Source organism: Pseudosulfitobacter koreensis (assembly GCF_024733015.1).
Taxonomy (GTDB): domain Bacteria; phylum Pseudomonadota; class Alphaproteobacteria; order Rhodobacterales; family Rhodobacteraceae; genus Pseudosulfitobacter; species Pseudosulfitobacter koreensis.
The window spans coordinates 98,269-110,967 of sequence record NZ_JANKJG010000007.1; the positions used below are offsets into that span (position 1 = coordinate 98,269).

Genomic DNA, 12,699 nt, shown 5'->3' on the forward strand with positions numbered 1-12,699 from the left:
GATGGGACGCGTAGGAACAATCGCCCGCCGCAGCTTTCTGGTCGGATCGGTCGCCATCGTCAGCGGCGTCGCCTTTGGCTATTACATGTACCGCAAGCCGAGCGCGAACCCGCTGCTCGATGATCTGCAGGAGGGCGAGGCGGCGCTGACCCCCTATGTCAAGATCGACGCCAGCGGCATCACCCTGATCACCCCGCGCGCCGACAGCGGGCAGGGCGCCTATTCGGTGCAGGCGATGATGATCGCCGAGGAACTGGACGTGGACATGGATCAGGTCCGCGTTGACCCCGGCGTGCCCAGCCCCGCCTATTACAACACCGCCCTTGCCGCCGAAAGCGCGCCGTTCCGGCCTACGGATCGTTCCACCATGGCCAACACCACGCGTGGCGTGATGGACGCGGTGATGAAATTCACCGGCATGCAGATGACCGGCGGATCGACCACCGTGCCCGACGGCTATGAAAAGCTGCGCATGGCCGGGGCCGTGGCGCGCGAGACGCTGAAGGTCGCGGCAGGCAGACGCACCGGGCAGGACCCCAAAAAGATGACGACCGAGCGTGGCCATGTAATCCTGCCCGACGGCACCCGCATCGCCTATACCGATCTTGCCGCCGAGGCAGCGCAGGTCGAACCGGTGGACCATCTGGCGCTGCGCCATCCCTCGCGCTGGCGCATCATGGGCAAGCCGATGCTGCGGCATGACATCGTGGCGAAATCCACCGGCACCCAAGCCTATGGCATCGACTTCGAGCCCGAGGGCGCGGTCCATGCCACCGTGCGCACCAACCCGCGCAAGGGCGGCGCGATGCTGGCCTACGACGCCAGCGCCGCCGAAACGATGCGCGGCGTGCAAAAGGTGGTGCCCGTCACCGGCGGCGTGGCCGTGGTGGCCGACAACACCTGGCGTGCCTTTGCGGCGGCGCAGGCCATCGACATCGAATGGGGCGACGCCCCCTATCCGCCGCAGATGGACGCCCATTGGCAGGCGCTGTCCGACAGCTTCAACGACGACCAGCTGGACAGCCGCAAGCGTGACGACGGCGATGTGGCCGCTGCCGCCTATGACGCCGAGGATGCCGATATCGTCGAGGCCGAGTACCGCGCGCCCTATCTGGCCCACGCTCCGTTGGAGCCCAGCAACGCCACCGTTCTGGTAACGGATACCCGCGTCGACGTGTGGTCCGGCACGCAGGTCCCGCGCTTCGTTCAGGCCAACATCGCCAGGCTGACCGGCATCAACGTCGATGACGTGCATGTGCATGTGCAGATGATGGGCGGCAGCTTTGGCCAGCGGCTTGAGGATGATGTCGAGCGTCAGGCGACCGAGATCGCAATGCAGATGAAGGGCACGCCGGTCAAGCTGACCTACCGCCGCGAAGAGGACATGACGCACGACCACCCCCGCCAGATCGCGATGGCGCGCGGGCGCGGCGTGGTCCGCGACGGGCAGGTCCATGCCTTTGATCTGGGCATCGCGATGCCGTCGGTCATGTCCAGCCAGATGGGCCGTCAGGGCTGGACCGTGCCGGGGCCTGACCTGCAGATCGTCGCGGGCGCGTGGGAGCAGCCGCTGGCCATTCCCAACTACCGCGTGTCGGGCTACCGCGCGCCGGAACTGGCACCGATCAGTTCGTGGCGCTCCGTGGGGGCATCGACCAACGGGTTTTTCCACGACGTGTTCCTCGACGAGCTGATCCACGCCGCCGGGGCCGACCCGCTAGAGGAACGCCTGCGCCTGATGTGGCACGACCCCTCGCGCAAGGTGCTTGAGGCCGTGGCGGAAATGTCCAATTGGGCCACCTTGCCCGGCGCAGGACGCGGGCGCGGCGTCGCGTTCTGCACGTCCTTCGGCGTGCCCGTGGCCGAGGTGATCGACGTCACCGCAACCCCCGAGGGCATCCGCATCGACAACGTCTGGGTCGCCGCAGAAGTGGGCCGCGTCATTGATCCGGTAAACTTCGAGAACCTGGTGCAGGGCGGCGTGATCTTTGCGCTGGGTCACGCGATCAACTGCGAGATCACCTATGCCGACGGCATGGCCGAACAGGACAACTTCTACGCCTTCGAAGGGCTGCGGATGCGTCAGGCCCCCAAGATCGAGGTGCGCGGGCTGGAAAACGACATTCACGTGCGCGGCATGGGTGAACCGATGGTGCCGCCCGCTGCTGCGGCGCTGTCGAACGCGATCTTTGCGGCGACGGGCCAGCGCATTCGCGAAATGCCGATGAACCGGCATATCGACTTTGTCTGAGGGCTTGCGGTTGCATTGACGCTTGACGCGCGCGGGCGGCAGCGCCCCTATTGGGGCATGGACTTGCTGAACAACACCCCGCGCCGCCCTGTCTCGCTGCCTCTCGATGTGCCTTTCCCTTCGGTCGATGCGGCCCGCGCCGCGCTGCTGGTGGCGCAATGTCCGGTGGCGGCGGTAACCCCGCTTGCCTCCGCCCCCGCGCTGGCCGAACGGGCAGGCATCGGTGCGCTGCACATCAAGGACGAGCGGGATCGCATGGGCCTGGGCAGCTTCAAGGCGCTGGGCGCTGCCTATGTCATAGCCTGCGACGCCGCCGATGGCACGGCAAAGGGGCGCACCTATGTCACCGCCAGCGCAGGCAACCACGGGATGAGCGTCGCCGCCGGTGCCGCAGCGTTCGGGGCGCGCGCAGTGGTCTACATCGCTGAAACTGTCCCGGAAAGCTTTGCCGAACGCTTGCGCGCCATCGGCGCCGAGGTCCGCCGCGACGGTGCGATCTACGAAGACAGCATGGCCGCCGCGCTGCATGCCGCCGAGGCAGAGGGGTTCACCCTGCTGTCCGACAGCTCGTGGGAGGGGTACTACGACCGCCCGCATCGGCTGATGGAGGGCTATCTGGTGCTGATGGCCGAAGTGATCCGCCAGATGCCGCAGCCGCCGACACATCTGTTCCTGCAGGCGGGTGTCGGCGGGCTGGCCTGCGCCTGTGCGACGCTGGCACGACAGGCATGGGGCGCGGCGGTGCAGATCGTGGTGGTCGAACCGGACGCGGCCCCGGCGCTTAATGCGTCGGTGTCGGCAGGCAAGCCGGTCACGACCCAAGGGCCCGCTTCGGCAATGGGTCGGCTGGATTGCAAGGCTCCCTCGCTGATCGCACTCAAGGGCCTGGCGCGGGACGCGGATGCGTTCATGCTGATCTCGGAAGCCGAAGGCGCGGCAGGGGCCGACGCCTGCGCCGCGCAGGGCTTGCCGTCGACGCCGTCCGGTGCGGCAGGCATCGCCGGGCTGATCGCGGGCGCGCAGGCGCTTGGCCTCGACACGCAGGCCCGCGTGCTGTGCATCCTCTCCGAAGGACCCGAGTAGGCCATGACCGATTTCGCCCCCGAAGAATACCGCGCCCGCCTGCACCGCGCCCAGGCGATGATGGCCCGCGAGGGGCTGGCCGCCCTCTTGCTGACCACCGAACCCGAAGTGCGCTATTTCACCGGATTCCTGACGCGCTTTTGGGAAAGCCCCGCACGGCCCTGGTATCTGATCGTACCTGCCAGCGGCGACCCGGTGGCGGTGATCCCCTCCATCGGGGCGCATCTGATGGGGCAAAGCTGGATCACCGACATCCGCACCTGGCGCAGCCCGCAGCCCGGTGACGACGGCACCAGCCTGCTGCGCGACGCACTGGCCGAGGTGCGCGGCCCCGTCGGCGTGCCCAGCGGTGCGGAAACCCACCTGCGGATGCCGCTCGACACATGGGCCACCCTGCAATCCGGCGCGCAGTTCCGCGACGACGCGGGCATCATGCGCCGCCTGCGGCTGATCAAATCCGACGCCGAGATCGACCGCATCGCCACCATCTGCCAGATCGCCAACGCCGCCTTCGACCGGGTGCCCGAGGTGATCGGCGCGGGCCTGCCGCTCTCCGAAGTGTTCCGCCGCTTCCAGATCCTGCTGCTGACCGAAGGTGCCGACTGGGTGCCTTACCTTGCCGGTGCCGCAGGGCAGGGCGGCTACGGCGACGTGATTTCACCCGCGACGGACGTGCCATTGGCCGACGGCGATGTGCTGATGCTGGACACGGGCGCGGTCAAGGCGGGATATTTCTGCGATTTCGACCGCAACTTTGCGGTGGGGGACGTGGGCCAACCTGCCCGCGACGCGCACGCACGGCTGATCGAGGCGACCGAGGTGGCCTTCGAGGCGGCAACGCCCGGTGCCACGGCAGCGGATCTGTTTCACGCGATGGACCGCGTCCTGACGGGCGGAGCAGGCGGCACCGATGCGGGGCGGCTGGGGCACGGGTTGGGGATGCAGCTGACCGAGTGGCCCTCGCTGATCGCTGCCGATCGCACGGTGCTGGAACCGGGCATGGTGCTGACGCTCGAGCCATCAATTGCGCTCAGGGCAGAGCGGATTATGGTCCACGAGGAAAACATCGTGATCACCGCCGAAGGGCCGCAATGGCTGAGCATTCCCAGCGATGACCAGATGGTCGGGCTGTGACCGTCTATGCCTACGACAGCGTGGCGGTCGGCCCATCGCTGGGGCTGGTGGTGCTGCAAGTCGACGAGACCATCGAGGGCGACATGCGCACACTTCTGGGCGATGCGCAGCTTTTTGTCAGCCGCGTGCCGAGCGGCGCGGAGGTGACGCCCGAGACACTGGCCGAAATGGCGGCGCATCTAGGGACTGCCGCCGCCTTGCTGCCCCCGTCGGCGGACATGGCGGCGCTGGCTTATGGTTGCACGTCGGGTGCCGCACAGATCGGGTCCGCGCAGGTCGCGCGGCTGGTGCGGCAGGGGCGCGCGGTGCAGACGGTGACCGATCCGGTGACGGCGCTGATCGCCGCCTGCCGCCATCTGGGCATCAGCCGTTTGGCGCTGCTCTCGCCCTACGTGGCCGCAGTGTCGGACCGGCTGCGCACGGTGCTTGAGGCCGAAGGCATCGCAACCCCGGTCTTCGGCAGTTTCGCCGAAGCCGAGGAGGCCAAGGTCGTGCGCATCGCACCCGGCGCAATCATCGATGCCGCGCGTGATCTGTGCGCGGGGGCGGATGTCGACGGGCTGTTCCTGTCCTGCACCAACCTGCGCACCCTGCCGGTGATCGCCCCGCTGGAAGCCGCGCTGGATCTTCCGGTGCTGTCGTCGAATGTGGTTCTGGCCTGGCACATGTCGCAACTCTCGGGGCTTGCCGCGCGCGGACCGGGGCGGTTGCTGGCCGGTCACTGACCCTACGTCAGAATGCGCCGCAGCGCCCCTTTCAGGGCTGGAAATCACCCGCGCCCCGCGCAAGGATCGCGCCAAAGTCGCAGCGGAGGAGGCCCCATGCCACAGATCATTCCCAACATGCCCGAAACCCCGCCGACCCGGACGGTCGTCGATGCCGTGCGCCGCGTGGCCAGGGCAAACCCCGACCGCGATGCGGTGGTCTGCGATGGTGCGCGGCTGAGCTGGGCGGAGTTCGACAAGGCAATCAACCGCGCCGCCAACATGCTGATCGCGCGGGGCGTCACACGCGGCGACCGGGTGGCGGTGCTGTCGCCCAACTCGATCCCCTATGCGGTGTTGTTCATGGGCATCCTGCGGGCCGGGGGCTGCGTCGTGCCGCTGTCGACGATGGCATCAAGCGACGCATTGGAAAAGATGGTCCGCGACTGCGGCGCATCGGTGTTCTGCCTGGCCGAAGCCTACCGCGATCTGGTGCCCTTCATCGGTGCGATGGACATCACCCGCATCGCGCTGGACTTCGAGGCGACAGGCTTCGAGTGCTACGCCGAAGGAATGGCCGCCGCCGACACCACCGATCCGCTGGTGCCGGTCGAGATGGATGACGCGTTCAACCTGATCTATTCCTCGGGCACCACCGGCACGCCCAAGGGCATCCTGCACACCCATTTCCTGCGCGCCGCCCAGATGGACCGGGTCAGCGCCAACGGCTACGACGACGCCGCGCGCACGCTGCTGTCGACGCCGCTTTATTCCAACACGACCATCGTTGCCTTCCTGCCCACGCTGGTGGGCGGATCAACCGCCGTGCTGATGTCGAAATTCGATGCGCAGGGCTGGCTGGAACTGGCGCAGGCCGAGGCCGCCACGCACACCATGCTGGTGCCGGTGCAATACAAGCGCATCGTCGAGCTGCCGCAGTTTGCCGACTATGACCTCAGCGCGATGCGCCTGAAGCTGTCCACCTCGGCACCCCTGCGCGCGGATGTGAAACAGAAGGTTCTGGCGCAGATGCCCGGCAAGCTGGTGGAATACTATGGGCTGACCGAAGGCGGCGGCGTGACCGTGCTGATCGCCGACGAGAACCCCGACAAACTGCACACAGTGGGCAAGGCTGCGCCGCATTGCGACATCCGCCTGATCGGCCCCGACGGGGCCGAGGTGCCCCCCGGTGAAGTGGGCGAGATCTGCGGGCGCTCGCCGACGATGATGGCAGGCTACTATGGCCGCGACGACCTGACCGAAGAGACGCTGTGGCGCAGCCCCGAGGGGGCTGTCTATCTGCGCTCCGGCGATATGGGATCGTTCGACGCGGACGGGTTTCTGGTGCTGTCCGACCGCAAGAAGGACATGATCATCTCGGGCGGGCTGAACATCTATGCCAACGATCTGGAACTGATCCTGCTGGCCGACCCGGAGGTGACCGATGCCGCCGTGATCGGCGTGCCGTCGGACGCCTGGGGCGAGACGCCCCTGGGTCTGGTGGTGCTGCGCGAGGGGGCCGTTTCGACCGGCGAAGACATCCGCGCGCGGGCGAACGAGAAGCTGGGCAAGAGCCACCGGCTGAGCGCGGTGGAAGTGCGCGACGTGCTGCCGCGCAGTTCGATCGGCAAGATCCTGAAAAAGGATTTGCGGGCGGCTTATTGGCCTTGAGGCGCGAAACACCGGGGGCAGCGCCCGCCCGTCGTTCTGAAAGCAGGCCTTTGGCGTGACGGATGGGCGCTGCCTCTCACACATTGCAAAGCAATGTGTCGCAGACAGGTTTTCGCTTGCGAACACCGAGAGGCCGACGGCGCTATGCACGTTGCTTCCGGGCTTTGGTGCTTCGAATGGGCGTCAGTCCAACCCACCCACCTTCTTCAGCGCCGCCACCACCTCGGCCACGCCTTCGCGCTGGCGCAGCGCGGTAAACAAGAACGGACGCCCCGCCCGCATCCGCGTTGCATCCCGCTCCATCACCTCCAGAGACGCGCCGACGTAGGGTGCGAGGTCGGTCTTGTTGATGATCAGGATGTCCGACTTGGTGATCGCGGGCCCGCCCTTGCGCGGGATTTCCTCGCCCGCCGCCACGTCGATCACATAAAGCGTCACATCTGCCAGTTCGGGGCTGAAGGTGGCCGACAGGTTGTCGCCGCCGCTTTCGATCAGCAGCACTTCGATGTCGGGGTGGCGTTTCACCATCTGGTCCACAGCAGCCAGGTTGATCGACGCATCCTCGCGGATCGCGGTATGCGGGCAGCCGCCGGTTTCGACGCCGATGATGCGGTCCTGCGGCAGCACCTGCATCCGCATCAGAGCCTCGGCGTCCTCCTGCGTGTAGATGTCGTTGGTGATCACCCCGACCGAATGGCTGTCGCGCAGCGCTTCGCACAGGGCAGCGGTCAGCGTGGTCTTGCCCGCGCCCACGGGGCCGCCGATGCCCACGCGCAGGGGGCCGTTCATCTGGGTCATGTGCGGAAAATCCTTGAATACTGGGTTTCGTGTTTCATCGATGCGATGTCGCTCAGGAAGGCCGTGGCCGACAGATCGTCAAGGCTGGCGTTGCAGGCGCGTGCGGCCACGTCATGTGCCACCGGCGTCAGGGCGCGGATGATCGCCTGACCGTCGCTTTGCCCCAAGGGCACCAGCCGCATCGCCGCCCCTGCAAGGCTGCTGGTCAGGCTGTGCAGGTACATCTTCGCGGTCAGCTCCAGCGGCAGACCGGCGTGCCGCGCCGCTTCGCCCACGGCCACGGGATAGGTGCGGTGCGTCGGCTTTGTGCCGTTCAGCGCAGCGACGGCGGTGGCAAAGGCAGCGCCTTGCAGGTCCGTCTCGCGCAGGCGTTCCGACGAGGCTGCAAAGGCGCGCGCCCTGGCATCTACCGCGCCCGCATCTCCCGCAAAGGCCGCAGCGATGAACAGGCAATCGTTCCAGCCCGCACCGTGCCGCAGCACCGTCTCGATCCAGTCCCGCGTCTGCGCGGCATCCGTCACGTCACCGACCTGCACCGCCCATTCCAGCCCGTGCGAATAGGCAAATGCCCCCACCGGAAACGACGGCGAGAACCATTGCGCCAGCGTCAGAACGGCGTCGTGACCAGGGCCATTAGGATCGGGGCCAGTAGGATCAGTGGGCATGGCTGTGCGTGCGCCCAACGCCATAGGCGCCGCCCTCGGGCGTGAACGGCTCGTGCACCTCGCGCACCGAAGCGCCGATCTTGCCCAGCATGTCGCGGATCACGTGGTCGGGCTGGATCAGCAGACGGCGGTCCTCGATCTGGCAGGGGGTGTGGCGGTTGCCGATGTGCCACGCGATGCGGGGCAACTCGTCGCCTGTCACTTCCAGCAGATCCTGTGCGGCGGCCTGCACCAGCACCTCGCGCCCGTCGGCCAGCACCAGCACGCCGCCATGGTCCAGCGATGTGGTCTGCGCAAGGTCGATCAGGATCGGCTGGCCGTCGTCCGTCTCCAGCATCTTGCGGCGCAAAAACCGCGTGTCGTAATCCAGCGTGATCTGCGCAAAGGGCGTCGCATGGCTGTGGTCGTGATAGATGCAGGCGGTCAGGGTGTGCATGGTCAAACCTTCAGAACATGAAATAGCGTTGTGCCATCGGCAGGACCTCGGCAGGCTCGCAGGTCAGCAATTCGCCATCCGCGCGCACCTCGTAGGTCTCGGGGTTCACCTCGATGTGGGGCAGGGCGGTGTTCAGCTTCAGATCCGACTTGCCGATATGCCTCGTGTTGCTGACGGCGACGGTCTGCTTGGCCAGCCCCAGCGTTTCGCGGATGTTGGCGTCCTGTGCCGCGGCGCTGACAAAGGTGATCGACGAGTGTTCTACCGACCGGCCGAACGCGCCGAACATGGGCCGCGAATAGACCGGCTGCGGCGTGGGGATCGACGCGTTGGGGTCGCCCATCTGCGCCATGACGATGGTGCCCGACATCAGCACCATTTCGGGCTTCACGCCAAAGAACGCGGGGTTCCACAGCACCAGATCGGCGCGCTTGCCCTCTTCGATGCTGCCGATCTCGCGGCTGATGCCATGGGCGATGGCGGGGTTGATGGTGTATTTCGCGATATAGCGGCGCACGCGGAAATTGTCGTTGTCGCCGGTCTCCTCGGCCAGACGCCCGCGCTGTTTCTTCATCTTGTCGGCGGTCTGCCAGGTGCGGATCAGCACCTCGCCGATGCGGCCCATGGCCTGGCTGTCGCTCGCGATGATCGAAAAGGCTCCCATGTCGTGCAGGATATCCTCGGCGGCGATGGTCTCGCGGCGGATGCGGCTTTCGGCAAAGGCCACGTCTTCGGGGATGGATTTGTCGAGATGGTGACAGACCATCAGCATGTCCAGATGCTCTTCCAGCGTGTTGACGGTGAAGGGGCGCGTGGGGTTGGTGGACGAGGGCAGCACATGTTCCTCGCCGCAGATCTTGATGATGTCGGGCGCGTGCCCGCCGCCCGCGCCCTCGGTGTGAAAGGCGTGGATGGTGCGGCCCTTCATCGCCGCCACCGTATTCTCGACAAAGCCGCTTTCGTTCAGCGTGTCGGTGTGGATCATCACCTGCACGTCCATGTCGTCGGCCACCGACAGGCAGCAGTCGATGGCACCGGGGGTGGTGCCCCAATCCTCGTGCAGCTTCAGCGCACAGGCACCCGCATTGACCATCTCGACCAAGGCGCCGGGCTGGCTGGCGTTGCCCTTGCCCGACAGGCCGATGTTCATCGGGATGCTGTCAAAGGCCTGCAGCATCCGCCCGATGTGCCAGGGCCCCGGCGTGCAGGTGGTGGCCAATGTGCCGTGCGCAGGGCCGGTGCCGCCGCCCAGACAGGTGGTGACGCCGGAATGCAGCGCGTCCTCCATCTGTTGCGGGCAGATGAAATGGATGTGGCTGTCGAACCCGCCCGCCGTCAAAATCCGCCCTTCGCCCGCGATGATCTCGGTGCCGGGGCCGATGATGATGTCGACGCCGGATTGCGTGTCGGGGTTGCCCGCCTTGCCGATCTTGTGGATGCGCCCACCCCGCAGGCCCACGTCGGCCTTGTAGATACCGGTGTGGTCCACGATCAGCGCGTTGGTGATCACCGTATCCACAGCCCCCTCGGCGCGGGTCGCCTGCGACTGTCCCATGCCGTCGCGGATCACCTTGCCGCCGCCGAACTTCACCTCTTCGCCATAGGTGGTCAGGTCCCGCTCGACCTCGATGATCAGGTCGGTGTCGGCCAGACGCATCCGGTCGCCGGTGGTGGGGCCGAACATGGCGGCGTAATCGGCGCGGGCGATGGGCTTGGGCATGGGTCAGGTCCTTTGGTGGGCGGTCAGCGGCGGGGTTTCGATCCCGGCATGGCGGGTCCGCGTTTGCCCAGACGGCGGGCATTGGCGCGGGTCTTGCGGCGCAGGGGGCGCAGGGCGGCGTTCATCACCTCGTCGGGGCGCTTGCCGCTCATCACGGCCATCGACCCCGCGACCGCACTGTCCAGAAAGGCCGTGGGCTTTTCCGACATCATGCGGTCATTTTCCGATTTGGTGACGGACCAGGTGCCCGCCATGCCCATCATCCGCATGGTCATGACGCTGGCGGTCTCCACCATCAGCATCGAGGCGTTCATCCACGAAACGTAGAGTTCGACAGGTGTGGCGTAGCGTGCAGATTTCTTTGACATCAGAGGTCTCCCATGACCTTCTGGTTGAACCCGAACACCCGCCGCGCCCCGCCATAGGGGATCAGCGAAACCTCGCGCCGCTGGCCCGGTTCGAACCGCACCGCAGTGCCTGCGGCGATGTCCAGACGCAGGCCCCGCGCGGTGTCGCGGTCAAAGTCCAACGCAGCGTTGGTTTCAGCAAAATGGTAATGCGAGCCGACCTGAACAGGTCGGTCGCCGGTGTTGGCGACCATCAGCGTGATTGCCGTGGCCTCAGCGTTCAAGATGATGTCGCCCGTCCCCGGTATCAACTCGCCGGGGATCATTTGGGTGCCTTGTCATGTTCGCGGCCTTGCCCGCGTGCGCGGATTGCCGCGCGCCCGGCGGTCAGGGCCAGGGCTGCGGCAATGGCGGCCATGCCCAGCAGAACCGGCGTCCAGGCTGCTGCCCCGTCAGACGCATGGGGGTGCAGGTGAAACCCTGCGTCGGTGTGGGCGAAAGCGGGGACGGCCAGAAGGCCAAGGGCAAGTGTCGTTACGGATTTCATCTGAGGTAGGCTCCTGTCAGCGGATCGGGTTGTGGACGGTCACCAGCTTGGTGCCATCGGGAAAGGTTGCTTCGACCTGCACATCGTGGATCATTTCGGCGATCCCTTCCATACACTGATCGCGGGTGATGATCTGCGCACCGGCCTGCATCAGATCGGCAACGCTGCGCCCGTCGCGCGCCCCTTCGACCACCGCGTCGGTGATCAGGGCAATCGCCTCGGGGTGGTTCAGCTTTACGCCGCGCTCCAGCCGTTTGCGGGCGACCACGGCGGCCATCGCAATCAACAGCTTGTCTTTTTCGCGGGGGGTCAGGTTCATGTCAGATCATCCAGGTTCGGGGAAGGGGGCCACCGCGCAGGTGGGCAAGGACGGGCAGCAGGCTGCGCCGCAGCTCGAAACTGTCGGGGGCAAGGAAACGGGCGACCAGCATTTCGTCGCCGATCAGGCTGGCAGCAGCCGTATCGGGCAGCATCGCGCGCACCGCGTCCAGCTGTCCGGCGGCGTCAGGGGCGATGTAGATCATCGCGGCCATGGCACCCGCACCGTTTGCAACAAAGGGTTTCGCCAGATGCGCCGAGACTTCACCGTTCAGCATCAGCGCATCGCGGTAGAGCGGCACGCCCGCGCGGTCGATCATGATGCGGTCGCGAAACGCCACCGCGTTCAACCGCTCGCCCATCGCCGCGCGTCCGAAAACCAGCGGCTCGACCATCAGCAGACGCGCATCGGTGGCGAGGTCTATCTGCAACCGACGGTCAAGTGCTGCACCGTCATACAGGATCGTCTCCTGCGGCAGCCAGTCGATGCGCGCACCGGCCCCCACGGTCAGGGTGTTGCGCACCTGGCCCACCTCGCCGGTCTGGGCGCGATAGGCACGCTCGCAGGCCTGCGTGGTCAGACACAATGTGGTGCCGGGTTGCGCCTCGGCTGCGACGGCATAGTGATCGCCGCCGGTGATCCCGCCTGCGGTGTTCAGGATCACGGCATCCAGCGCGGTACTGTCATAACGTGGAAACAGGCATTTCGACGATCCGGCCTGATGCAGGTCCGCCAGCACCGACCGCCCGCGCGCCAGCTTGGCCGATACCGCGATACGCCCGCGGGCGCGGGGCTGTCGGGCGAAGGTCGCCGGTATGGTGACGTGATGTGTAATCCTGCGGTCCCCGGTGCATGTCGCGCGGCGAGTCACAGTGCACCCCCCGCGCCGCCTCACTAGAGCACCGGATTGCGGCATTGCCCATGCAGAGGCCGAAATTCTGCCTTTTACCGCTCAAATTTCTACCGTTTTTCAGTCAGCCGCCTAAAATTCAGGCGAAATCCGCCGTGCCGCCGCGTCTGACCC

14 protein-coding genes are annotated in these 12,699 nt (G+C 66.6%); 5 read left to right on the plus strand and 9 right to left on the minus strand.

Annotation, left to right across the window (positions count from 1 at the left end; genetic code table 11):
- Position 1 precedes the first annotated feature (1 nt).
- The 5 genes from NTA49_RS10920 (at position 2) to NTA49_RS10940 (ending at position 6,843) form a co-directional block, all read left to right on the plus strand.
- Positions 2-2,251: a xanthine dehydrogenase family protein molybdopterin-binding subunit gene (locus tag NTA49_RS10920; protein WP_258294795.1), complete on the plus strand. Its 2,250-nt coding sequence runs from the start codon at positions 2-4 to the stop codon at positions 2,249-2,251.
- Between the two features lie 57 nt (positions 2,252-2,308).
- Entirely contained in the window at positions 2,309-3,334 is a 1,026-nt protein-coding gene (locus tag NTA49_RS10925; protein WP_258294796.1) for a pyridoxal-phosphate dependent enzyme, read from the plus strand.
- A 3-nt stretch (positions 3,335-3,337) separates the two neighbouring features.
- Complete coding sequence (locus NTA49_RS10930; protein WP_258294797.1) at positions 3,338-4,468, plus strand: M24 family metallopeptidase; 1,131 nt, start codon at positions 3,338-3,340, stop codon at positions 4,466-4,468.
- Entirely contained in the window at positions 4,465-5,193 is a 729-nt protein-coding gene (locus NTA49_RS10935; RefSeq protein ID WP_258294798.1) for a maleate cis-trans isomerase family protein, read from the plus strand. The genes NTA49_RS10930 and NTA49_RS10935 overlap by 4 nt, the downstream gene beginning before the upstream one ends.
- Before the next feature lie 96 nt (positions 5,194-5,289).
- Positions 5,290-6,843 carry a class I adenylate-forming enzyme family protein gene (locus NTA49_RS10940; RefSeq protein WP_258294799.1) on the plus strand — a complete coding sequence of 518 codons (1,554 nt, stop codon included), beginning with the start codon at positions 5,290-5,292 and terminating at the stop codon, positions 6,841-6,843.
- 183 nt (positions 6,844-7,026) lie between these two features.
- Here NTA49_RS10940 and ureG read toward each other — a convergent pair whose 3' ends face one another.
- From ureG to NTA49_RS10985, 9 genes are read right to left on the minus strand one after another with little or no spacing between them, the layout of a single operon-like run.
- Positions 7,027-7,641, minus strand: a complete 615-nt coding sequence (gene ureG, locus NTA49_RS10945) for an urease accessory protein UreG (protein ID WP_261368261.1) — start codon at positions 7,639-7,641, stop codon at positions 7,027-7,029.
- Positions 7,638-8,306, minus strand: a complete 669-nt coding sequence (locus tag NTA49_RS10950) for an urease accessory protein UreF (protein ID WP_258294800.1) — start codon at positions 8,304-8,306, stop codon at positions 7,638-7,640. The genes ureG and NTA49_RS10950 overlap by 4 nt, the downstream gene beginning before the upstream one ends.
- Positions 8,296-8,742, minus strand: coding sequence for an urease accessory protein UreE (locus NTA49_RS10955; protein ID WP_258294801.1), 447 nt, complete (start codon positions 8,740-8,742; stop codon positions 8,296-8,298). Before NTA49_RS10955 ends, NTA49_RS10950 begins: the two co-directional genes overlap by 11 nt.
- Before the next feature lie 10 nt (positions 8,743-8,752).
- Positions 8,753-10,462: an urease subunit alpha gene (gene ureC / locus NTA49_RS10960; protein ID WP_258294802.1), complete on the minus strand. Its 1,710-nt coding sequence runs from the start codon at positions 10,460-10,462 to the stop codon at positions 8,753-8,755.
- 23 nt (positions 10,463-10,485) lie between these two features.
- Complete coding sequence (locus tag NTA49_RS10965) at positions 10,486-10,830, minus strand: hypothetical protein (protein WP_258294803.1); 345 nt, start codon at positions 10,828-10,830, stop codon at positions 10,486-10,488.
- Positions 10,830-11,135, minus strand: a complete 306-nt coding sequence (locus NTA49_RS10970) for an urease subunit beta (protein WP_258294804.1) — start codon at positions 11,133-11,135, stop codon at positions 10,830-10,832. Before NTA49_RS10970 ends, NTA49_RS10965 begins: the two co-directional genes overlap by 1 nt.
- Positions 11,132-11,356: a hypothetical protein gene (locus NTA49_RS10975; protein WP_258294805.1), complete on the minus strand. Its 225-nt coding sequence runs from the start codon at positions 11,354-11,356 to the stop codon at positions 11,132-11,134. Before NTA49_RS10975 ends, NTA49_RS10970 begins: the two co-directional genes overlap by 4 nt.
- A gap of 16 nt (positions 11,357-11,372) precedes the next feature.
- Positions 11,373-11,675: an urease subunit gamma gene (locus NTA49_RS10980; protein WP_258294806.1), complete on the minus strand. Its 303-nt coding sequence runs from the start codon at positions 11,673-11,675 to the stop codon at positions 11,373-11,375.
- Position 11,676: 1 nt separating this feature from the next.
- Positions 11,677-12,546, minus strand: coding sequence for an urease accessory protein UreD (locus NTA49_RS10985; RefSeq protein ID WP_258294808.1), 870 nt, complete (start codon positions 12,544-12,546; stop codon positions 11,677-11,679).
- Positions 12,547-12,699 lie beyond the last annotated feature (153 nt).